This is a genomic window from Chitinophagaceae bacterium, from assembly GCA_016710165.1.
GTDB lineage: Bacteria > Bacteroidota > Bacteroidia > Chitinophagales > Chitinophagaceae > Ferruginibacter.
This window is the reverse complement of the sequence record JADJLJ010000001.1, coordinates 2,010,432-2,032,706: the sequence shown is the minus strand read 5'-3', so window position 1 is coordinate 2,032,706 and position 22,275 is coordinate 2,010,432. Positions and strand designations below refer to the sequence as shown.

Below are 22,275 nucleotides of genomic sequence, written 5' to 3'. Positions count from 1 at the left end.
GCCCCGACGGCTTACAGCCTTCAGGTCCTTTACAGCACTTCGTGCAGCACCATCAGTGTTTTCATTGGCCCGAAATCGGATATGTGCAGGGCATAATACTCCAGGTATTTAATTAAAAGAGTTCTTCTTATTTCCTGGTTCAGCCTGAATTCCTCCAGTTCCAGTGGTTGCATCACTTTCAGCAACTGGGATGTGAGTTCGGCGTATTTTCCATCAATAAAGTGCGGATGGGATGGCTGGTGGTTTGTGAAGCACCCTTCCTGCAGGTCAAGAAAAGTATTTTCTGAACTGAAGTTATCCGCCAACCGGAACCCGAAAAAATGAGTAAGGTGCAGGGTGAAGAACAATGCAAAATTTGCTGCCACCGGCCTGGCTGCTTTGTCCAATTGCAAAAAAGAATCTTCGCAGAAATTAAAAAGGTCGGTGTTGGCTTCGGGCTGCTTGAGGCATTTATAGATCAATTCAGCCATATAAGCAGCAATACTGTTCTTTATTACATCGCTCAGCAGATGGGTATAGAGCACAGCCCATGAGAACTCTTTTACCCGTTGCATGGACCTGTTGTCGCTGTGGTATACCACCAGGTCTAACAGGGCGGTTGGCTGAAAATGGCTGGCTTTTGCAGAGGTCTTTTTAGCGGTGCGTACCCCGTTTACCATATAGGTCTGCACGCCGAACATTTCGGTGAATATAGTTACCACCAGGCTGGTTTCGCCATACCTGATACTTCGCAATACGATGCCTTTTGGTCTTGTGTGTCATGCCCCTGACCCCAATGGGGGTCAATTTGTATTGTTTCAAAATAGTAAACATTATACGCTTGCCCCATGCAAAACAATTCAAATTGACGTTCTTTGCACAAGCTAGATCTAAAATTCTAAACCGGAATATCTATGTGGAAACGTTTGGGAGAATTTGTACTCAGGTTCAGGGCGCCCTTACTCATTTTATTGCTGGCATTGACCGCTTTGATGGGCTATTATGCCAGGCAGGTAAAACTGAGTTATGAATTCTCCAAAGCAATACCAACCGATAATCCCAGGTACAGGGAGTACCTGGCATTCAAGGAAAAATTCGGTGATGATGGTAATTTGCTGGTGGCCGGTATTCAAACAGACAGTCTCTTCACGCTGAAAATATTTGAGGCGTACAGGGAACTTCACCGGCAGTTGAAAAAAGTAGAGTACGTAGAAGATGTGTTGGGTATCTCATCGGCTGTTTTACTGCGCAAGGATTCACTTACAGAAAAACTGGTTGCAGAACGGATATTCCCGGATTCCATAAACAGCCAGGCGGCACTCGACAGCGCCGTGCATGTTTTTTATAATTATCCTTTTTACCGCAGCCTGCTTTACAACCCGGAGGCGCATGCTTACCTGGCAGCGGTCCGTATCAATAAAGAAATATTGAATTCGGCGGGGCGGACAAAAGTGGTGGCCGATATAACTGACGCGGTCACAGAGTTTGAAAAGAAAACAAATATTGAAGTGCATTTAAGCGGCCTTCCGCTGATACGGACCGTGGTTGCCGACCGGATACAAAATGAGATGCGGTACTTTCTTTTTGGTTCGCTTTTACTGAGTACGCTGATCCTGCTGTTGTTCTTCCGTTCCATCAGCACTACATTGCTTTCGCTGCTGGTGGTAGTATTTGGGGTGGTATGGGCACTGGGTGTTCTGCAGTTATGCGGATACAAGATCACCCTGTTAACGGCATTGATACCCTGCCTGGTAGTGGTGATCGGGGTTCCCAACTGTATTTATTTCATCAATAAGTACCATACTTCTTATTTGCAGGGAGCCGATAAATACAAGGCATTGGTGGATATGGTAAGTAAGATGGGGGTGGTTACCTTGTTCTGCAACCTGACCGCCGCCATTGGTTTTGCCGTTTTTGCACTTACCAAAAGCGCCATATTGAAAGAGTTTGGCGTGGTGGCCGGCATCAGCATCATGGTGATCTTCTTCATTTCCTTTATCCTGCTTCCCGCCGCATTAAGTTATTTGCCTGCGCCCAACGCATCGCAGACAAAATACCTGAACAACCGGTGGATCGTGAAATTCTTATTACGGGTTGAACGTTGGGTCATTCATCATAAAAAAACGTTGTATGCCATAACAGCCGCTTCATTGATCTTTGCGGTAGCGGGAATTTTTAAATTGAAAAGTGTTTCGTTCATTGTGGATGATCTTCCGAAAACAGATAAGGTTTACACCGATCTTAAATTCTTTGAAAAGAACTTTCATGGGGTAATGCCGCTGGAGATCGTGGTGGATACCAGGAAACGATATGGCCTGGCAGGTATGAAGGCCCTGGCCGTGTTTGAAAAAGTGGATTCCTTGTCAGCCTATATTGCGGCACAGGAAGAGATGAACAGGCCGCTCAGTGTAGCCGAGGGTCTCAAGTTTGCCAAGCAGGCTTTTTTTGAAGGCGATTCTGCGAACTACCTCCTGCCCAACAGTTTTGACGGGGCATTTGTAGGGGAATACCTGCGGCCTGCCAAAGGAGACAGCAGTAATAAGAATAACCTGGCCAAAATGATGACCAGTTTCATTGATACGGCAAGGCAAAGCACCCGCATCAGCGTGAACATGGCCGATGTGGGCACAGAAAGACTACCGCTTGTATTAAAGGGAATTGAAGAAAGGGCGAACCAGTTGTTTGACACCGCATCTTACAACGTGCAGCTTACCGGCACCAGCATCACTTTCCTGGAAGGTAGCCGTTTTATTGTGAACGGTTTGAAGGAAAGTATCTTCTGGGCATTTCTATTAATCGCCCTGTGTATGCTTTACCTGTTCAGGTCTGTACGGATCTTACTGTGTTCGCTGATCCCGAACCTGATCCCGTTGGTCATCACGGCAGGCATCATGGGCTGGGCCGGGGTTCCGCTCAAGCCATCAACGGTACTGGTGTTTAGTGTGGCCCTTGGCATCGCCATTGACATTACCATCCGGTTCCTGGTCAATTACAAACAGGAATTATCCGCCTACAATAATAATATTCCTGAAACCGTTAGCGTTACCATTAAGAACACCGGGTTGAGTATTGTATATACAGCCCTGGTACTGATCGCCGGGTTTATCATTTTTTGCGTAAGCGATTTCGGGGGTACAAAAGCACTTGGCTGGTTAACTTCCGGCACCTTGCTTGTTGCCACGTTAACCAACCTTGTTTTGCTGCCGGTATTATTGCTTGCGTTCGCACCAAAGCCTTCCCGGAAGCATCGTTCGGCCTGAATTACGGGGCCGTAGAAAAGCAGCTAAAAAGTGAATAAACTTGTCTGTGTATTTGATAATTACCGGGATTCTGGTATATATTTGTCGTCATAAACTACTAAGCAAATGAGAAAACTGATCTTAATCTTATCGGCTGTATTTGTTTTCGTACTAAATGCAGCTGCCCAGAACCGTACAATCAGTGGTAAAGTCACTGATGAAAAAGGAGCAGCCATTGAAGGTGTTACCGTTACGAGTTCTGATGGAAAACAAGGAACCCAGACAGGCAAAGACGGGACATACAGTATTTCGGTTCCCGCTTCTGTAAAGAGCCTGAATTTTTCAAACGTGAATTTTGAGGCACAATCAAAAACGATCGGCAACCAGCTTACGATCAATGTAACCTTACGGCCCAGGGATTCAAAACTGGAAGAAGTGGTGGTGGTAGGTTACGGTACGCAAAGAAAGCGTGAATTTACTGGAAGCCTTGCCAGTATTAAAGGTACTGCCGTTGCCGATAAGCCGGTGCAGAGTTTTGACCAGGCTTTAGCAGGACGGGTAACAGGTGTACAAGTTCAAATTCCAAATGGGGTATTAAATACCCCACCTGTTTTCCGCATAAGGGGAACCAGTTCAATTTCACTTAGCTCATATCCTTTGGTTGTAGTTGATGGAATTCCTACCCCGACGGGAGATTTCAGCTCTACCAATGCTGCCGGAAATGCGTTGGCCAGCATTAATCCGAATGATATTGAATCGATCGACGTGGCCAAAGATGCTGCTGCAACAGCCATTTATGGCAGCCGTGCTGCCAACGGGGTTGTATATATCACCACCAAAAAGGGGAAGGCCGGTAAAACAAGGATCAACTACAATGCTTCCTTTGGATTTACCAGTGCGTATGGCATCCCTGAAGTGATGAATGCACAGCAATGGACCGATTTCAAGAATATGGCGGCCACCAATAACCAGAACTTAAATACAACCAATCCGGCAGGAGCTAATTATACAAAATTTGCCCTGACCAACGGACCTGACGGAAAACCCATTGATACCCGGTGGGCAGATATCATTTACCGCCAGGGCTTTAACCAGGACCATAACCTGAATGTTTCCGGCGCCAATGAGACCACTTCGTATTATTTTTCTGGGGGCTATTCACGCCAGGAAGGAATCTTGCGTACCAATGATTTCACCCGCAAGAATATCTTAATGAATGTGGACAGCCGCTTCAATAAGCGGATCACCATTGGTGGTAAGATATCTTATTCCAATGAGTTGAACAGGATCAATGCGTCGTCCGGATCCCTGAACGGGGAAGCCTTTGGTACTGCCGGGGTGGGTCGTTTACAATTTGTTACATCGCCCAATGTGTCGCCGTATAAAAATGACGGAACGTATAATATCTCAACAGCCGGGAACTTTATCGGGGGAATGAATAACTCCATTGCCCAGGTTGGATTCTACAACCCGGTAGTTATGTTCGACCGGAACCGTTCCAACAGTGAGACCAACCACATACAGTCGAATGTATATATACAGTTCAAGCCATTCAGTTGGCTTACATTGAAATCAGCTTATGGAATTGACTACCTGTTTGTAGATAATGAAATATTCCAGACCCCTCTTCATGGAGATGGTTTTGCAGCTGTGGGAAATGCCAGCAGCACCCTGGGTAAATACAAAAGATGGACCTGGAGCAATACAGCACAATTTGATTATGTGTTCAGGCAAAAGCACTCGGTAAGCGCTTTAGTGGGCCAGGAGCAGGACCGCCGTACCTCAACCGGGTTTGGCATAAACCGCCAGCAGGTATCGGATCCTGTTTATACCGTTATACAGGCAGGCTGGGGAATCAATAATTCCACCGGGTCGGTTTATGGAGAGAATTACCTTACGTCTGTTTTTGGCCGTATAAGGTATGACTTCAATAAGAAATATTTTGCTAGTGTAAACCTTCGCCAGGATGAGTATTCAGCCCTGCCATTCCAGAAAGAGACCTTCTGGGGTGTTTCAGCAGGATGGAACCTGAACAACGAAAAGTTCTGGAATGTGATGAAGAATGTATTCAGTAGTTTCAGATTGACAGGTAGCTATGGCAAAGTAGGCAACACGGGCGGTATTGGAGACTATGCTTCTTATTCAACCTATGGTTCTGGTTTGTACGGAGGTCTGCCAACTTTGGTATTTAACCAAGCTGGAAATAATCTTTTAAAGTGGGAAACCAGTTATAAACTTGATGTGGGGGTTAATTTTGGAATCTTAAATGAGCGAATCACAGTAGAAGCAAGTTATTTCAAAAATAATATTAGTAATTTAATATTGAATGTACCCCAGGCCCCATCTGCGGGCTTGCCAACCTCTGTACCTTCTAATGTAGGTAAAATGATAAATAAAGGTATTGAGATTTCAACGAACATAGTTCCGGTTCAAAGAAAAAATTTCGCTTGGACAGTTAATTTCAACTATACTAATATAGCAAATCAAGTAACGGAACTTGCGCCAGGTTTAGCTGAGGTATTAACTTCCACTTCTGGTCTGGAAACGGTTAATCGTACTGCGGTTGGATATTCAGTAGGCAGCCTTTGGCTGGTACGGTCAGCAGGTGTTGATCCTGCTACCGGTAGCAGGGTGTTGCTGAACAGCATCGGCAACAGGGTATTATACCGTTTTGCACCCGGTCCCGGCCAGTTCAACTGGAGCAACCCCGACGGAACACGTTATAATAAAGCAGATGGATCGGCCAATACCATTAACCAGACCGCAGATGCCTATATGCACAATGCTCTGCCTAAATTCTACGGTGGGTTGTCCAATAACTTCCGGTACAAGAATTTCGACCTGGATATATTAGTTACATACCAGGGAGGCAATTATGTTTACTACGGATCATGGGCAGGATTGCACGACATGCGTTTCTGGAACAACCACGTGGACGTATTGAACGCATGGAAGAAATTTGGTGATGAGAGTTCCGTTCCAAGGCCTGTTTACGGAGATAACGTATCCAACGGTTCGGCCCTGCCAATGACGTACAGTTTGTTCAAGGGCGATTTTATCAAATTAAAAAATATGACGTTGGGATATAATCTTCCACAGGAACTTATAAGCAAGGCAAGGATCAACAGTGCCAGGTTCTTTGTGAGTGGACAAAACCTTTTCATATTTACAGACTACCCCGGCCCTGATCCTGAAGTTTCTTCAAATGGTAACACGCCAAGTTCACCAGGCGTTGACAGGAACACCATTGCCAATGGACGTACGTTCACGGTGGGAATAAACATCGGGTTTTAATAAAATTGAATGACAAATTTTAAATTCTATAAGAATGAAAAATAAAATGAAATATATAATCAGTTTGGGCTTCTGCGCTCTGTTATCGGTTTCCTGCAAGAAGGAACTGCTGACTCCTGTTCCGCAGACCTCTATTACAGATGCCACCGCTTTCGACAGTCCGGAACGTGTATTGAACCAGGCACGTTCCCTGTACCAGGCTTTAAAGAACGGCAATTTTTACGGTGGAAGGTTCCAGGTATACGGGGATATACGGGCAGACGATTTCATCAATGAAACCACCAACGGGGTTACCGGTTTTGATGTATGGAACCTGAACCCGCTGGGAACATCTCAAAATTCTGTAAAGAATCTATGGTCACAGGCTTATTTTACCATTAACCTGTGTAACCTGTTCATTGATGGTATGGCTACCAAGGGAACTGCGGTGGTTGGAGGAGCGCTTTCAAACAACTACCTGGGAGAGGCCAGGCTGATCCGTGCATTATCCTATTACAGCCTTCTGCAGCTTTATGCAAGGCCCTATGCCGATGGCAGTGGGAGTAAACCGGGTCTGCCTTTACGCTTAACCGGCATAAAGGGATCGGGATATTCAGACCTGGCAAGGAGTACTGTGGCGGAAGTATACACACAGATACTCAACGACCTCAATTTTGCAGAAACAAACCTGCCATTAACCAATGCAACCGCTGAATTAAATACAACCCGTGCTCACCGTAATACCGCTATTGCTTTAAAGACCAGGGTTTACCTGAGTATGCAAAACTATACTGCTGTGATTACCGAAGGAAATAAATTGGCCAGTCAGTCAACAGCCCCCTTCAAAGCATTAACAGGTGTGGCTGACTCGTTACAGCCAAACATTACAACTATTTTTGGTGCAGGGGCTATTTACAACACTACGGAGTCTATTTTCTCATTGCCCATGACCTCAACGGCAGGCGACAACCCCGGTACACAAAACCAGCTTGGATTTTACTTTGTAAGAAACGGCGCCAGCCTGGGCACAGCAGAGTATTCTATGAATGTAAATGGAATACTTGCCAATCCAAACTGGTCTGCAACCGACGTAAGGAAGACCAGCCTCGTTTATACCAATGTATCTACCGGGAAGAAATTTGTTTCCAAGTATCAAAGTCCTTCTCCATACCTGGATTATGCGCCGGTGATCCGTTATGCAGAGGTGATGTTGAACCTTGCCGAAGCGCTTGCCCGTACCAATACCGGTGTTGATGCAAAGGCGTTGGCCCTGGTCAATGCAGTGCGCAAGCGGTCTGATCCTGCCACAACCATCACGGCTGCTAACCAGCAGGCTTTGATCGATGCCATTATGCTGGAAAGAAGGATCGAATTCTTAGGAGAGGGATTACGCAATAATGACATCATGCGTTTGCTGCAAACCATACCGGCCAAAGGATCCGTTGCTGCAAAAACACCCAGTGAAAGCGGCTATATCTGGCCTATTTCATCAGATGAAATGTCGTTGAACAGGTTAATGACGGATAACTAATAAATATACGGATCATAAAAAAGCCGGCCTGATCTTCAGGCCGGCCTTTTTTTATTTAAGCAGTTCTGCTAATTTATTCTGCAATGCATTTCCCCGCAGGTTGGCAGCGATGATCATTCCCTGCGGATCGACCAGCACATTATAAGGAATGCCATCAAAACCATACAGGTCTACCGCAGCGCTGCTCCAGTATTTCAGATCGCTGATATGCTGCCAGTTCAATTTGTCTTCTTTAATGGCATTTATCCAGGCTGTTTTATTCTTATCAAGCGATACACCCAGTACCGTAAAATTCTTATCCTTGTACTGGTTGTACGCAGCCACTATATTTGGATTTTCATCCCGGCATGGGCCACACCAGCTTGCCCAGAAATCTACCAGCACATATTTACCTTTCAGACTGCTTAAAGAAAAAGGTTTGTCATCAACATCGTTCATTGTAATATCCGGTGCGGGGCTTCCCACGGAAACATATACCTGTGACGGGGCCGGGGCCGGTTGCGTACCTGTTTGGCCTGTGATTCGGCCTTTGATATAAGCCGCCGCCGTTCCAATTCCTTTGTGTTTCGGGAACCGTTTGGTAAGTTTTGTTAAAGTAGCATCGATCAGCGTAATGTCAACAGGGGCCATGGTGGCAGCAAAAAGAGAGACCATCGGGCTTTTGGCAGAATCTGCAAAGGCAAAACAGTAACCTGTGAAATTTTCATTCAGCGCCTTATATTCATTGTTCAGCACCATTAATACACTGTCATTGCCTGCAACCCCGGATTTTACAAGCGTATTTATCAACTGGCCTTTAGCTGCCATCAGCTTACCAACACTGTCCGTTTCCTGCATGATCGATCTTAATGAACTGTTTGATGAGCCGCTGAATGAATGACCGGTAAGTTCATTCTTACCCGGGTCAGCGTTAAAACGTATGTTTTCCCCGTCATTGATAAAAAGATAGGAATTATCTCCCTTTTCATTACGTACCCGGTACAATCCTTCTTCTTTTGCGATGGCAGACACGGTGAATTTTCCATCCTTTACCATACCGGTATCCAGTACTTCAGGCGCTTTATCGCTGAAAAATAATTCCTCCAGGATCATTTTTTCGCCATCTGTTACTCCTTTCAGTTCACCATACAGGGTAAATTTTCCCTTTCCCTGTTCCGTGCTGCAGGAAAATAAAAACGCTGTCATTGCCAAGGCCGCTACTAGTTTTTTCATTTATTGGTTGTTTAATTTTTTATTGAGTAATGCATTCACCTGCTGCATATCGGCTTTTCCTTTACTGAGTTTCTTTACTTCCCCGGCAAACAAGCCGATCAGTCCTTTTTTTCCTTTTTTATATTCCGCTGCCTTATCCGGCATGCCTGCTATGGCCTCATCCACCCATTGTTCAATGGACCGGCTATCGGTTTCCAGCACAAGGTTAAGTGTTGCTGCCAGCGCTTCCGGGTCTTTGCCGGGCTGACCGATCAATGCGGGCAGCAGTTTTGCAGAAGCCATTCCAAAACTGATCTTTCCTTCATCCACCAGCTGTATCAGTGCAGCCAGTTTGCCGGGCTTCAAAGAAAAAGACCGGTAACCGGTATTGTTGTAGTTCAAATGACTTTTAACCGGGCCCAATAGCCAGTTCGCCGCTGCTTTGTGATTTTTACAATGGATCAGCAGTTCCTCAAAATAATCGGCCAGTTCTTTATCCTCACAGATCACAGTGGCATCGTACTCCGGGAGCTGAAGATCTTTTATATAATGTTCTTTCAGATCACCGGGTAAAACAGGTAAAGCGTTTTTTATTTTCAGCAGATAGTCATCGGTGATCTTAAAGGGAGTGAGATCGGGTTCCGGAAAATACCGGTAATCATCCGCATCTTCTTTGGTACGTAAAGAGAATGTGATGTTGTTGTCTGCATCATAACTTCTCGTTTCCTGGATTATTTTTTCTCCCCGTTCAGTAATACCAACCAACCGGGTCACTTCTGCATCAATGGCCCTTTTTACATTGCGGATGCTGTTGAGGTTCTTTACTTCCACCCGGGTACCCAGCTTTGTATCTCCTTTCGGGCGGATGGAGATATTGGCGTCGCAGCGCATGCTGCCTTCTTCCATGTTGCCATCGCAAATGCCCAGCCAGGTAACCAGCCTGCGTAATTCAGTAATGTAGGCAAAGGCTTCATCGCTGCTGTGGATGTCGGGCTCACTCACGATCTCCAGCAGCGGAACGCCCGCACGGTTCAGGTCGATGGAAGTATAATTCTCGTCCGTATCATGCAGGCTTTTGCCGGCATCTTCTTCTATATGTATGCGATTGAGCCGGATCTTACGATCTGTTTCACCAACCTTGATCTTCACAAAACCATTTTTGCAGATGGGCGTAGTATGTTGTGATACCTGGTAGCCTTTCGGCAGATCGGGATAGAAATAATTCTTGCGGGCAAAATAGTTGTATTGCTCAATGTCGCAATGCAAAGCCAGGCCCAGTTTGATGGCATATTCAATGGCTTTTGTATTCGTCATGGGCAGCGTACCGGGGTGGGCAAGCGTAATGGGACTGATATGCGTATTCGGGTCGGTACTGAAAGCAGCGCTGTCGCCGCAGAATAATTTACTTTGGGTAAGCAGCTGTGTGTGTACTTCCAGACCGATCACCACCTGGTATGTATCGTTTTCTTTCACGGCGGCAAAGGTAAGAAATACGAGGCAGAGGGATTTACCGCTGCGGAAAGGGAATGTTAAATGACATAATAAAAAACTGCCCCGGTAGTATGACCAAGGCAGTCGCTTCATGCTTATTCACGGCTTATAAATTCGCTGTCTTCAGTTTTTTAGGGATCTTGATGTCAAAACTCATGGCATTGCCATTGCGGGTTGCTTTGATATTGTATGAACCTTTTTCTGCATTATCGTGCAGTTGTTCCCTGGCCTCATCGGTATTTGAAACTTTTTCGCCACCGATCTCGGTAACAATATCATCTTTTTTCAGTCCGGCTTTTTCTGCCGGGGAGTCCTTATCTACATCCAGTACTTTTACTCCTTTGCCATCTTCTGTGTCCTGGATCTTCAGGCCCAGCTTTTGCTGGCGGGGATACATGTCGCCAAAGTAATTATATGTTTCTCCCAGGCCGGGGCTGTATATTTTGGGGAAGGTTTCTCCGAAATTCCTGTCGTTCCACATCTCCACTTTTGGAGCAGGATTCACACGGGGGATCGTGTAGGTCCTTGCCATTCCATCGGGCCCGGTAAAAGAATAAGCCATGGCACCTGAATTCTTCCTTTCGCCTAAAACAGCTTTGGTTGAACTTTCTTTTCCGTCTCTTTTATACGATAGTTTTACTTCGTCTTTTGGTTTCTGGCCGGAAACGGCATCATACAAAGCATCCGGCCCGTCGATATTCCTGTCTCCCAGTTTCACGATCACATCCCCTTCTTTCAGTCCCGCTTTTTCTGCAGCGCTCTCTTTGGTAATGTCGGTGATCCGGGCGCCGCCATCCGCTTTTTCAGTAGTTACCCCCAGGAAAGCCCTGCTCCCAGCATTGTCATCGCTCCAGGTGCCGCTTAACCCTTCAAAGTCACGGGGTGAGAATGTATACCGCTGGTTGCCTTTCCCATCCCGGATAATGATATTCCTTCGGTTGATGGTAACCTGGTCGTCTTTAAATTCAGCCAGTGGCTTACCATTGATGGTCACTTTGTCGCCGCTGATCTCAACCGTGATCTTTGCATCCTTATCGCCTTTTTTGCGGATGATGATCTCCTGGCTTTCTTTTGAGCCTTTGTCTCCTTTATCTCCCTTGTCGCCTTTCTCGTTTTGGGCATTAACGGCTAAACTCAGGCAGGTGAGGCCCGCTATCGCTGTAATCAATAATAGTTTTTTCATGCTACGCTGTTTTATGTACGAAATATTTAGTAGGTCAAATGTAGAGAAGAATTTTGATTTACGAAAAATTTCGCAGATAAATTTTTGGGTTTAACAAAAATTTTGGGGTTTACCGGGGATTGGCCATGGTATAGGTTCTTACCGGGCAGTCATCCACGATGCCTTCGCTGATAAAATCCATCCCTATCTTTTCCAGTACGCTGATGGAAGCGGTGTTTTCTATATGTGCCCTGCCGGTTATGAGTTTAAGATCAAGGAACCTGAATCCATGATCCAATGTATGGCGGGCGGCCTCGGTTGCATAGCCCTTACCCCAGGCTTTCTGCATCAACCGGTAACCCAGGTCGATCTCGTCCAGCTCGGGACGGTATTTTAAACCGCACCAGCCAATGAATTCATTATCCTTTTTTGTATGGATGGCCCAGCGGCCAAGGTTGTTTTTGTATTGGGGCAGGATGTTGTTGTTGAGAATTATTTCTGCCTGTTCAATTGTTTTCAGCGTTGGCTCATGCACATACTTTACAATTTCCGGGTCGCTGTTGAGCTCCAGGATCAGTGGCGCATCCGTTTCTGTGAATTGGCGGAGGAGGAGACGGGGAGTTTGGAAGATGATATTCATGACGTATGTAAATAGAGCTAAGAGCTTAAAAGAGCAAAAGAGAAAAAGGGGAAATACAGATACTTCTGGTCTCTTTTGTTCTCTTAACCTAATAATGACCTCACTTTTTCAATTACCCCTTTCAGGTTACTGGCATCCTGTCCGCCGGCGGTAGCCAGGTTCTTTTGCCCGCCGCCGCCGCCTTTTATTAAAGCCGCCACATGCTCTTTGATTATTTTTCCGGCGTCTAAATTTTTGGCAGCAACAACGGTATCGGAAATGCTGATGGCAACATGGGCCTTGCCATCAATATTGCTGCATAGTACGGCGAGGTGATCATGCACATGATGCTTTATGTCGAAGCAGAGTTTTTTCAATGAATCAGCATTGGGTACTTCGATGATGTCGCCTATGAAAGACACATTGTCAATGATCTCATCTTTCTGCATCAGTTCATTGCGTATTCCAACGAGTTGTCTTGCTTCCAGGCTTTCGATTCTTTTTTGCTGTGCCGAATTCTCAGCCAATAGATTTTCAACCGACTTGTTAAGATCAGCAGGATTTTTTAAAAGATCACGGATTACACGGATCTGCTCTAATTGCACCGATACGTATTCCTCTGCTGCAGTGCCACAAACGGCTTCAATACGCCGCACGCCGGCAGCCACAGCGCCTTCGCTCTTTATTTTGAACAATCCGAGTTCGCCGGTGCTGCCCACATGGGTGCCCCCGCATAGTTCGACGGAATAGCCGGGGTCCATGATCACCACACGTACCACATCGCCGTATTTTTCACCAAACAAAGCCATGGCGCCAAGTTTCATTGCTTCCTCTTTGGGCATCAGTTTTATCACTACCGGAATGTTCTTCCTGATCTTTTCATTTACTGATTTTTCAACCGCGGTGATCTCTTCATCTTTCATCTTTGCAAAATGACTGAAGTCGAAGCGGAGATGTTCTTCATTCACCAGGCTTCCCTTTTGCGCTACATGGGTTCCCAGTACATTACGCAAAGCGGCATGCATCAGGTGGGTTACGCTGTGATGAACCGTGATGTGTTTTCTTCTTGCTGCATCAACTTTAGCAATTACTTCGCCACTCATGTCGGCAGCAATGCTTTCTGCAAAATGAATGATGAGATCATTCTCTTTTTTTGTATCTGTAATTCTGACCTCACCCCGGCCCTCTCCAAAGGAGAGGGAGCCACTATCGCCGACCTGTCCTCCGCTTTCTGCATAGAAAGGAGTGCTGTCTAATATGATCTGGTACAGCGCTTTTCCTTTAGCCGTAACCTTTCTGTATTTTATCACCCTTGATCTTGTTTCCAGGGAATCATATCCGACAAAGCCGTTGTTTCGACTGCGCTCAACAGATCCGGCATCCGTCCCTTCGACTCCGCTCCCTTCGACTCCGCTCCCTTCGACTCCGCTCAGGACGGCGATCCAGTCTTCGGTATCTAACGTGGTGGCAGCACGGGAGCGGTCTTTTTGTTTTTTCATTTCAATTTCGAAACCCTTCTCATCCACGTTCAATCCTTTTTCATTTGCAACCAGCTTGGTAAGATCGAGAGGGAAACCGAACGTGTCATAGAGTTTAAAGGCTTCTTCTCCCGATATGTCACGGGAAGCTTCATTAAGCATCGATAAGCCTTTGTCCACCGTTCTCAAAAACGCATCTTCTTCTTCCTTCACCACCTTGCTCACAAAATCCAATTGCTCGTTCAGTTCGGGGAATACATTTTCAAACTGCTTTGCCAGCACTGGTAACAATTTGTGCAACAATGGCTGCTTGTAATCCAAATAGGAGTAATAATACCGAACGGCCCTTCTTAAGATACGGCGGATAACATAACCGGCTCCTGTATTGGAAGGCAACTGGCCATCGGCGATCGTAAAGGAAATGGCACGGATATGATCGGCGATCACACGGAATGCAATGCTTTCTTTTGAATCATCTCCCTTATATACTTTTTTTACCAGTTTGCCTGTTGCCTCGATCGTTCCGGTAAAAATATCGGTATCATAGTTAGAGGATTTACCCTGCAATACACGAACAAGTCTCTCCAGGCCCATCCCGGTATCTACATGGGTTGAGGCAAGGGGTTCCAGGGTTCCGTCTTTTTTACGGTTGAACTGGATAAATACATTATTCCAGATCTCGATCACCTGCGGGTGGTCTTTGTTAACCAGGTCTTTTCCCGGGATCTTTTTTCTTTCTTCATCAGAACGGCAGTCCACATGAATTTCGCTGCACGGACCACATGGCCCGGTATCGCCCATCTCCCAGAAATTATCTTTTTTATTACCATGTACAATATGGTCTTCCGGCAAAAACTCTTTCCATTTTTGCAATGCAATTACCGATGCAGGCAATCCTTCTTTTTTATCTCCTTCAAATACGGTAGCATACAGGCGGTCTTTAGGGATCTTATAAACTTCCGTAAGCAATTCCCAGCTCCAGCTGATGGCTTCTTTTTTAAAGTAATCGCCAAAACTCCAGTTCCCGAGCATTTCAAACATGGTATGGTGGTAGGTATCCACACCTACTTCTTCCAGGTCGTTATGTTTTCCACTCACACGCAGGCATTTTTGTGTATCGGCCACCCGGCCGTAAGGCGGTGTTTTATCGCCCAGGAAAAATTCTTTGAACTGGTTCATGCCTGCATTGGTAAATAACAGGGTGGGATCATTTTTTATCACAATGGGTGCCGAAGGAACTATCGTATGTCCTTTTGATTCAAAAAAATCAAGAAATTGTTGTCGTATCTCAGCGCTCGTCATCATATGCCAATTGTTTATATGGGTTGATTTTTGCGATTTATGAAGCTATATTTGTAAACTTTTGTTCGGCGTGGGCAAAGGTAATAAATCAGCCTCAAGCAGCAAGGGAAAGGCCTTGAGGTCGGGTGACGTTCAAAACAATATCCTCGTTAAAGGCTTGGCATGAAAAAAATAAAATATTATTATAATACCCATACGCTCCGCTACGAGAAGCTGGTGACCCCGTTCCGGGTGAAGTTGTTACGGGCATTTGGTTTTATCTCTGCTGCGCTGGTCACTTCGGTGCTTATCATCTCGGCATATACAAAATTCTTCCCCAAAGCTGCCGATAAGGAGGCCCGGCTGAAATACGAAATGGTACGGGACAATTACAATGCACTGGCAGAAAAAGCAAAACTGCTCCAGCAACAAATGGCCGAACTGGAGAAAAGGGATAACCAGGTTTACCGCTCCATTTTTGAGGCCAACCCGTTAACCGACAGTGCCCGGACAAAACTGATCGAGAAGAAAAAAGAGATCGCCAAAGTGAACCTGATACAGGACGATGACCTCGCCACGGAGATCGCCAAAACACTCAACAACATATCGGCAAGGGCGGCTTTCCAGTTTGAGAGCTATAATGCCATTGAAAAGCTCATCAACAACCAGGAAAGTAAATTAGCCTGTATCCCGGCTATTCAGCCGGTGAGCAACCAGGAACTTAACCGGATCGCCAGCGGTTTTGGCATGCGTATCCATCCTATTTACGGGATCGCCAAAATGCACAGCGGCCTTGATTTTACAGCCCCCCAGGGTACCCCGATCTATGCTACCGGCGATGGGGTTGTTACCACGGCTGAATACGGTACCGGCACGGGAAACCATGTGATCATCAATCATGGTTATGGGTACGAGACCGAGTACCTGCACATGGTGCGTATCAAGGCCAGGCGGGGCCAGCGGGTAAAACGGGGTGAAGTGATCGGCTGGGTGGGCAGTACCGGCGCCAGTACGGGGCCGCATTGCCATTATGAGGTACATATCAATGGCAATGCGGTTGACCCGGTTTATTTCTTCTTTAATGACCTGAATGCCGAACAGTACGCCCAGGTATTAAAAATAGCGGCTACAGGAAGTGCCAAAAGTTTTGATTAATTTTAATTATGCCACTTAACCAGATATCATTCGCTTTTGATGAAGCGCCGGCTGCCGAAAAGCCGGCCGTTAAAGCGGTTGCTATTGAAAAACCGTCTCCCCAGAAAATTACGGTAAAGGCAACAGATAATAAAAAACAAACCCGGGGACGCATGCGGCTGAAGGAGATGGATACCGGTATTGACCTCATCGAGATACCGGAAGATGAGATCCTTTTTCAAAAAAGTTATTATTCCATTGGAACCGTGGCCGGGATGTTCAAAGTGAACCAGTCGCTGATACGGTTGTGGGAAAATGAATTTGATATTTTAAAGCCCCGTAAGAACGGCAAGGGCGACCGGCTTTTCCGCCCGGAAGACATTAAGAACCTGAAGCTGATCTATCACCTGCTGCGGGAGCGTAAATATACCATGGAAGGCGCCCGGGAGTTTCTCAGTCAGAACAAGCAGGCCGAAGAAAAATTCCGGTTAATAGAATCCCTTAAGAAACTGAAAGGTTTTTTAAATGAACTGAAGGCAGACTTATAACCAGCCCTTAACAAAATTGATTTTTGCCAGGCAGCATTCAACAGTACTTTAGTGTACTTAATTTTTTCCCATGAGATTTTCAGCAACGATATCATTATTCATCCTGTTTGCATTGAATGGATACAGCCAGGCACAATATGAAATAAGCCCGGATGAAAAACATCCCGAGATCAAAGTACTGCGGGGCATCGTAAATAAATACCTTATCCAGAACGATACGGCATATAAATGGTATAACCAGAGCCAGAGCTATTACAGTCCCGATACCGCCACGCTGAATGCTTTTGAAAGGGCAAAGGGCAAGGTGCAGTTTGTGGTTTTTGGCGGCACCTGGTGTGAGGACACGCAGTTTGTTCTGCCCAAATTCTTTAAGATACAGGAGAAGAGCGGCATACCGGATGATGCCGTTACTCTTTTTGGAGTGAACCGGGCAAAAAGATCGCTGGGCAATATTGCCAGCGCATTTAATGTAACATTGGTTCCCACCATCATTGTCATGAAAGAAGGAAAAGAGATCGGCCGCGTGGTGGAGTATGGAAAAACAGGTAAGTGGGATAAGGAGCTGGTGGATATCCTGAACCAATAAATTTCATCTACCGGATCTCATACACATCGATCCCTTCATTTTTTAACAGGTAAATTTTGCGGTTCATCGCTTTGATGGCAAGGTACTCTCCAAAGAAGGCGGGAAGTTTGTATTCTTTTAACTGTAGGGAACTCAGTTCATAGCTGTACAGTTTACCATCGCTGAAGCCATACATGGTCTTGCCCGACACTTCCACGTTGCTCCACTGCAAAAAAGGCAACCGGTTCTTGAATGCACCGTAGTAATCAAAAATGTAAAATCCTTTCTCCGGATCGTAGAGGTAAACAAAATTATCCCGGTCAACGATCTTTACGGGAGAGGGCACGGTATCAAACAAAAGCCTCCAGCCCGTGGTTTCCTGCATCAGCTTGCCCTGTTCATCAATTTTTTTCAGTTTAAAATCCTCTTCATCAAAAAGCCAGATGTTGTTGTCGTAGGCAAGGGTAATGCTGTTCACTAAAAAAATATTCTGTGTCCGCAGGTTGATGGTATTACGGATGGCCAGTAAACGGTCGAGTGTTACGATGGTCGAAAAATTCCTGTAGTAAAGCAAAACCTTGAGGGGATTGGTCACGTCAATGGAGTACGGATTGCCATACCGCTTCACGTCATTGAAAACAGCCACCGAATCGCCGTTTGCATTGATCTTTTTAAGCCGGTTATTGCCGGTGATGAGGTAGATATTATCCAGGTTATCAACATTGAAGTAAGAATAATTCCCTTTGATGTTCTTAAGGAATTTAAAGGCGGAGTCGCTTTGCGCATGGACTGCCACAGAAACACAGAAGCACAGAAAAAAAACTATAATACCCGATCTTTTCATTTGTTGTAGTACTTAAGTTCTAAATTTTCGCCATCAAAAACCCCATAGCTGAAATATTTTATCCAGTCGCCGAGGTTGATATACCGGCTCCCGGCATTCAGCGCAAAATCAATGGGCAGGTGCCGGTGGCCGAAAACGAAATAATCATAATGATCCTTTTTTAAAACATCCTTGCAATAAGCGATCAGCCATTCCCTGTCTTCTCCCAAAAAGACCTCGTTGCTTTGCCCCGTTTGCGCCCTGCTCCTTTTACTGAAATAGTTTGCAATACCCATGCCGATAAAGGGGGGCAGCATCCCAAAGAGCCAGTTGCAGGCCTTGTTGCGGAATATCTTTTTTATGAACTTATAGCCGTGATCGCCGGGCCCCAGGCCATCGCCGTGGCCTACTAAAAATTTTTTCCGGTTGAATTCAAAAGCAACGGGTTCAAAATATACGGGTATGTTCAGTTCTTCCTGGAAATAGTCTTTCATCCACATGTCGTGGTTGCCTACAAAAAAATGAACGGGTATGCCGGCATCGGTTAATTCGGCAAGCTTGCCCAGAATGCGTACATATCCTTTGGGAACCACTTTTTTGTACTCGTACCAGAAATCAAAGAGGTCGCCCACAATGAAAATTTCAGCAGCGGTTGATTTTACCTCATCCAGGAACCGGATGATCTTTTTCTCCCGGAGTAAACTGGCTGCAGCATCGGGCGCCCCCAGGTGAAAATCGGAAAGGAAGTAGATCTTTTTATTGCCGCTGGCTTCCATGATTTCAGGGTTTGTTTTTCTGCTGCAGGTATTGCAGCAGATCTCCGGACTCTATTTCCGGTTTGCCATCCACATTGCCATTGAACCAGTATATCCAGGCGGTAACCGGCCGGCCATCCTGGTATGCGATCACTTCTTCCCGCTTGTAAGGAGGCGTTTCCCCTTCTTCGGCATTCAATCCTTCGTAATCGTCCAGTTGGCCAATGGCCCAGGAGAATTCACGGGGGTCATTTATTGTATATAATTCCCCGGAGATGAATTTTTCATCATTGGTTGACCGGGCCACGGGAAATTCGCCCATGTCGTAAAGCTTGCCTTTTACCACCGCCTCACCCAGTAAATGAAAATATTTTGTGAGGTACTGGTAAACGGGATTGCGGAATCCGCTGCGCAGCGATCCGTATACAAACAGGTTATAAATCTCTGTACTCATCTTGCAATAAAGATACTTGTAAAAATGCAATTATGCTTCTACGAGGAAGCAGTAAACTTCTTTGGGGCCGTGTACACCTGTTACCAGGGTCTTTTCAATGTCGGCGGTGCGGCTGGGACCGGTAGCAAAAGTTATCAGCGAGGGAATATTGCCGGCATATTTTTCTTTTATGAACTGCAGGGCATCTTTAACATCGTAAACAAGCTGGCTGGTATAAGCGATACAGATATGAACGGGGGCATACACACTAACGGTTCTTCCGCTTTGCTGGGCAGCGCTCATTACGATGGTTCCGGTACGGGCTACCAGGTATTCGCAACCGGTGATGGAAGCATCGCATCCTGCCAGGTTGATGGTATTACTGAAGGGGTCTTTCCATTTGCCGGTATTGCAGTAAATTTTTGTCCATTCTTTTGCCGCGATCAGTTGCTGAACCTGTTTAAGCATATCCTCTTCATTAACGCAAAACGCAAACTTACCCTGCAGGTTGGTGAACTCCTGTGCAAACAGAACTTCCAGGTCATCGGCGGCCGGTAAGAAAACAGAATTGGTACCCTCGCTTTGCGGAAAAGGCAAAGGCACCGGGTTACTCAGTGCCTGCCTGATGCGTTTTAAAATATTTTCTTTTGCAGGAGTTACCGCCATAGAAATGATTAAATAGCCGGTGGGGACTTTAATTCATCGGGCATTGCTGTCTTCGGTTCTTCATTCACCGCATCCGCCTCGTCTATATCCAATGCCTTCTTTTCTTCAAAGGGGCGTTTCCCGATCAATGCTTCCACATCACTCTTGAACAAGACCTCTTTCTTTAATAATTCCTTTGCCAGTTTCTCTACGTCACCCTTTTTTTCGATCAGCAGCCTCTTGGTTATCTGGTACGCATTATCGATCAGTTTACGTACTTCTTCATCGATCATCTTGCCGGTTTCTTCACTGAATGGTTTGGTGAACACATTCTCCTGGTTGGGATCGTAATAACTGATGTTACCCACTTTATCATTCATGCCATATACGGTGATCATGCTGTAAGCGATCTTGGTGATCTGCTGCAGGTCGTTGCTGGCGCCGGTGCTTATCTTTCCAAAGAAGATGTCTTCACTGGCCCTTCCGCCCAGGGTCATACATATCTGGTCCATCAACTGGTCGGTATTATAGAGATATTGTTCCTTCGGTGTGTATTGGGCATAACCCAATGCAGCTGTTCCCCTTGGTACTACGGTAACTTTCAATAAAGGGTAAGCATGCTCCAGGTACCAGCCGCAGATAGCATGGCCGGCTTCATGGTAGGCGATGATCTCTTTTTCTTCGGGAGAAATGATCTTATTCTTTTTTTCCAATCCGCCGATCACACGGTCAATGGCATCCTGGAAATCACTCATGTCCACTGCATCTTTTCCCTTACGGGCTGCGATGAGGGCTGCTTCGTTACAAACGTTGGCAATATCTGCTCCGGCAAAACCGGGTGTTTGTTCAGCGAGTTTATGAACATCCAGCGTTTGCGAAACTTTAATTGGCATCAGGTGAACTTTAAAAATAGCTTCACGGCCAACCAGATCGGGACGGTCAATAGAGATCTGCCTGTCGAAACGGCCCGGGCGCAACAGGGCGCTGTCCAATACATCTGGCCTGTTGGTGGCTGCAAGGATAATGATGCCGAGATCGGTTCCAAAACCATCCATTTCCACCAGCAGCTGGTTGAGGGTATTTTCTCTTTCATCGTTGCTCATCATCATGTTCTTTCCCCTGGCCCTTCCTATGGCGTCAATTTCATCAATAAAGATTATACAAGGCGCTTTTTCCCTGGCCTGTTTGAACAGGTCACGGACACGGCTGGCGCCAACGCCTACGAACATTTCCACAAAATCACTTCCGCTCAGGCTGAAGAAAGGAACCTGTGCTTCCCCGGCAACCGCTTTTGCCAACAATGTTTTACCGGTGCCCGGAGGGCCTACCAGTAATGCACCCTTTGGAATTTTACCGCCAAGGGCTGTATATTTCTTTGGATTCTTTAAGAAGTCAACGATCTCCATCACTTCCACCTTTGCTTCATCAAGGCCGGCCACATCACCAAAGTTTATATTAACCCGGGTGCCTTTTTCAAACAAGGTTGCTTTTGATTTCCCGATACTGAATATACCACCGGGTCCACCGCCGCCACCGGGCCCACCCACCTTACGCATCATCATGATGAAGAGTAAGGCTATTAACAGGAGCGGAAGTAAGGTGGTTATCAGCTGGCCGAGCCATTGGTCTTCATCAGCAGGGCTGTCGGCGATCTCTTTTAAGCCGGGGTTCTTTTTATAGAATTCACCCATTTGATCGGCAAAGGTCTTGTCATCAATGATGCTGAAATAAAGCTGCGGCTGATCGGCCTTGATATTCACAGCCGTTTCATAATTTTTTTCTTCCGGTTTGGTGTTCAGTAACTGCCTGTATAAGCCGGATTTTGTTTTTAAGCTGTCGCTATTGATGAATACCCGTACAATCTTCTTATTGCGGATCGTTTTGATCCTGGTTACATCGCCCTGCAGCACCATCGCATAAAATTTCTGCTGGTCTGTCTCAATGCCGGCATTGGTTACGCCCCGGTACAGGTTCCAGCCCACAATGGACAGGAAGATGATCCCGTATACCCAGTAGATATTGAACCGGGGTTTCCGCTTCTGGGGGTCATCTCCTTTCGGAGGAATATTATCCGGATTGTATTTTCTGTTATTGTCTTGACTCATATTGTTTTTTGCCATTTTGGGTA

17 protein-coding genes are annotated in these 22,275 nt (G+C 46.0%); 6 read left to right on the top strand and 11 right to left on the bottom strand.

Features of this window, described 5'->3' with window-relative positions; genetic code table 11:
- Positions 1-29: 29 nt before the first annotated feature.
- A complete protein-coding gene (gene recO, locus IPJ02_08820; GenBank protein ID MBK7375643.1) occupies positions 30-740 on the bottom strand; it encodes a DNA repair protein RecO in 711 nt (236 codons plus the stop codon).
- A gap of 153 nt (positions 741-893) precedes the next feature.
- Between recO and IPJ02_08815 the strand changes: the two genes are divergently transcribed.
- The 3 genes from IPJ02_08815 to IPJ02_08805 all read left to right on the top strand — a co-directional run bounded on the left by IPJ02_08815 (position 894) and on the right by IPJ02_08805 (position 8,022).
- Positions 894-3,239 carry an MMPL family transporter gene (locus IPJ02_08815; protein MBK7375642.1) on the top strand — a complete coding sequence of 782 codons (2,346 nt, stop codon included), beginning with the start codon at positions 894-896 and terminating at the stop codon, positions 3,237-3,239.
- Between the two features lie 105 nt (positions 3,240-3,344).
- Positions 3,345-6,512 carry a SusC/RagA family TonB-linked outer membrane protein gene (locus IPJ02_08810; GenBank protein ID MBK7375641.1) on the top strand — a complete coding sequence of 1,056 codons (3,168 nt, stop codon included), beginning with the start codon at positions 3,345-3,347 and terminating at the stop codon, positions 6,510-6,512.
- A 34-nt stretch (positions 6,513-6,546) separates the two neighbouring features.
- Positions 6,547-8,022, top strand: coding sequence for a RagB/SusD family nutrient uptake outer membrane protein (locus tag IPJ02_08805; GenBank protein ID MBK7375640.1), 1,476 nt, complete (start codon positions 6,547-6,549; stop codon positions 8,020-8,022).
- Positions 8,023-8,073: 51 nt separating this feature from the next.
- Here the strand turns inward: IPJ02_08805 and IPJ02_08800 are convergent, their stop codons facing one another.
- The 5 genes from IPJ02_08800 to alaS all read right to left on the bottom strand — a co-directional run bounded on the left by IPJ02_08800 (position 8,074) and on the right by alaS (position 15,265).
- A complete protein-coding gene (locus IPJ02_08800) occupies positions 8,074-9,234 on the bottom strand; it encodes an AhpC/TSA family protein (GenBank protein ID MBK7375639.1) in 1,161 nt (386 codons plus the stop codon).
- Positions 9,235-10,797 (bottom strand): Asp-tRNA(Asn)/Glu-tRNA(Gln) amidotransferase subunit GatB, encoded by a 1,563-nt coding sequence (gatB, locus tag IPJ02_08795; protein ID MBK7375638.1) that lies wholly within the window; start codon positions 10,795-10,797, stop codon positions 9,235-9,237. It lies immediately after the preceding gene.
- Positions 10,798-10,810: 13 nt separating this feature from the next.
- The gene (locus IPJ02_08790) at positions 10,811-11,887 is read right to left on the bottom strand and encodes a PDZ domain-containing protein (GenBank protein MBK7375637.1); all 1,077 of its coding nucleotides are present in this window, start codon (positions 11,885-11,887) and stop codon (positions 10,811-10,813) included.
- 109 nt (positions 11,888-11,996) lie between these two features.
- On the bottom strand, positions 11,997-12,506 hold the full coding sequence (locus IPJ02_08785; protein MBK7375636.1) for a GNAT family N-acetyltransferase: 510 nt from the start codon (positions 12,504-12,506) through the stop codon (positions 11,997-11,999).
- Positions 12,507-12,589: 83 nt separating this feature from the next.
- Positions 12,590-15,265 (bottom strand): alanine--tRNA ligase, encoded by a 2,676-nt coding sequence (alaS, locus tag IPJ02_08780; protein MBK7375635.1) that lies wholly within the window; start codon positions 15,263-15,265, stop codon positions 12,590-12,592.
- A 162-nt stretch (positions 15,266-15,427) separates the two neighbouring features.
- On the opposite strand from alaS, the gene IPJ02_08775 reads away from it, so the two are divergent.
- From IPJ02_08775 to IPJ02_08765, 3 genes are all read left to right on the top strand, one after another.
- Positions 15,428-16,399, top strand: a complete 972-nt coding sequence (locus IPJ02_08775; protein ID MBK7375634.1) for a peptidoglycan DD-metalloendopeptidase family protein — start codon at positions 15,428-15,430, stop codon at positions 16,397-16,399.
- Positions 16,400-16,407: 8 nt separating this feature from the next.
- Complete coding sequence (locus IPJ02_08770) at positions 16,408-16,926, top strand: MerR family transcriptional regulator (protein MBK7375633.1); 519 nt, start codon at positions 16,408-16,410, stop codon at positions 16,924-16,926.
- 70 nt (positions 16,927-16,996) lie between these two features.
- Positions 16,997-17,512, top strand: coding sequence for a thioredoxin family protein (locus IPJ02_08765; GenBank protein MBK7375632.1), 516 nt, complete (start codon positions 16,997-16,999; stop codon positions 17,510-17,512).
- 7 nt (positions 17,513-17,519) lie between these two features.
- Here IPJ02_08765 and IPJ02_08760 read toward each other — a convergent pair whose 3' ends face one another.
- The 5 genes from IPJ02_08760 to ftsH are packed head-to-tail and all read right to left on the bottom strand — an operon-like array spanning position 17,520 to position 22,252.
- Positions 17,520-18,287 (bottom strand): hypothetical protein, encoded by a 768-nt coding sequence (locus tag IPJ02_08760; GenBank protein MBK7375631.1) that lies wholly within the window; start codon positions 18,285-18,287, stop codon positions 17,520-17,522.
- Positions 18,288-18,331: 44 nt separating this feature from the next.
- Complete coding sequence (locus IPJ02_08755; protein ID MBK7375630.1) at positions 18,332-19,090, bottom strand: UDP-2,3-diacylglucosamine diphosphatase; 759 nt, start codon at positions 19,088-19,090, stop codon at positions 18,332-18,334.
- Positions 19,091-19,094: 4 nt separating this feature from the next.
- Entirely contained in the window at positions 19,095-19,523 is a 429-nt protein-coding gene (locus tag IPJ02_08750; protein ID MBK7375629.1) for a gamma-glutamylcyclotransferase, read from the bottom strand.
- A gap of 30 nt (positions 19,524-19,553) precedes the next feature.
- A complete protein-coding gene (locus IPJ02_08745; protein ID MBK7375628.1) occupies positions 19,554-20,168 on the bottom strand; it encodes an LUD domain-containing protein in 615 nt (204 codons plus the stop codon).
- 8 nt (positions 20,169-20,176) lie between these two features.
- Entirely contained in the window at positions 20,177-22,252 is a 2,076-nt protein-coding gene (gene ftsH / locus IPJ02_08740; protein ID MBK7375627.1) for an ATP-dependent zinc metalloprotease FtsH, read from the bottom strand.
- Between the last annotated feature and the right edge of the window lie 23 nt (positions 22,253-22,275).

Coding starts and splice junctions, on each gene's coding strand:
- IPJ02_08745 (MBK7375628.1), bottom strand. CDS start 20,168: ATGGCGGTAACTCCTGCAAAAGAAAATATTTTAAAACGCATCAGGCAG.
- IPJ02_08810 (MBK7375641.1), top strand. CDS start 3,345: ATGAGAAAACTGATCTTAATCTTATCGGCTGTATTTGTTTTCGTACTA.
- IPJ02_08785 (MBK7375636.1), bottom strand. CDS start 12,506: ATGAATATCATCTTCCAAACTCCCCGTCTCCTCCTCCGCCAATTCACA.
- IPJ02_08765 (MBK7375632.1), top strand. CDS start 16,997: ATGAGATTTTCAGCAACGATATCATTATTCATCCTGTTTGCATTGAAT.
- IPJ02_08775 (MBK7375634.1), top strand. CDS start 15,428: ATGAAAAAAATAAAATATTATTATAATACCCATACGCTCCGCTACGAG.
- IPJ02_08750 (MBK7375629.1), bottom strand. CDS start 19,523: ATGAGTACAGAGATTTATAACCTGTTTGTATACGGATCGCTGCGCAGC.
- IPJ02_08770 (MBK7375633.1), top strand. CDS start 16,408: ATGCCACTTAACCAGATATCATTCGCTTTTGATGAAGCGCCGGCTGCC.
- IPJ02_08800 (MBK7375639.1), bottom strand. CDS start 9,234: ATGAAAAAACTAGTAGCGGCCTTGGCAATGACAGCGTTTTTATTTTCC.
- alaS (MBK7375635.1), bottom strand. CDS start 15,265: ATGACGAGCGCTGAGATACGACAACAATTTCTTGATTTTTTTGAATCA.
- IPJ02_08805 (MBK7375640.1), top strand. CDS start 6,547: ATGAAAAATAAAATGAAATATATAATCAGTTTGGGCTTCTGCGCTCTG.
- IPJ02_08815 (MBK7375642.1), top strand. CDS start 894: ATGTGGAAACGTTTGGGAGAATTTGTACTCAGGTTCAGGGCGCCCTTA.
- gatB (MBK7375638.1), bottom strand. CDS start 10,797: ATGAAGCGACTGCCTTGGTCATACTACCGGGGCAGTTTTTTATTATGT.
- IPJ02_08755 (MBK7375630.1), bottom strand. CDS start 19,090: ATGGAAGCCAGCGGCAATAAAAAGATCTACTTCCTTTCCGATTTTCAC.
- ftsH (MBK7375627.1), bottom strand. CDS start 22,252: ATGAGTCAAGACAATAACAGAAAATACAATCCGGATAATATTCCTCCG.
- IPJ02_08790 (MBK7375637.1), bottom strand. CDS start 11,887: ATGAAAAAACTATTATTGATTACAGCGATAGCGGGCCTCACCTGCCTG.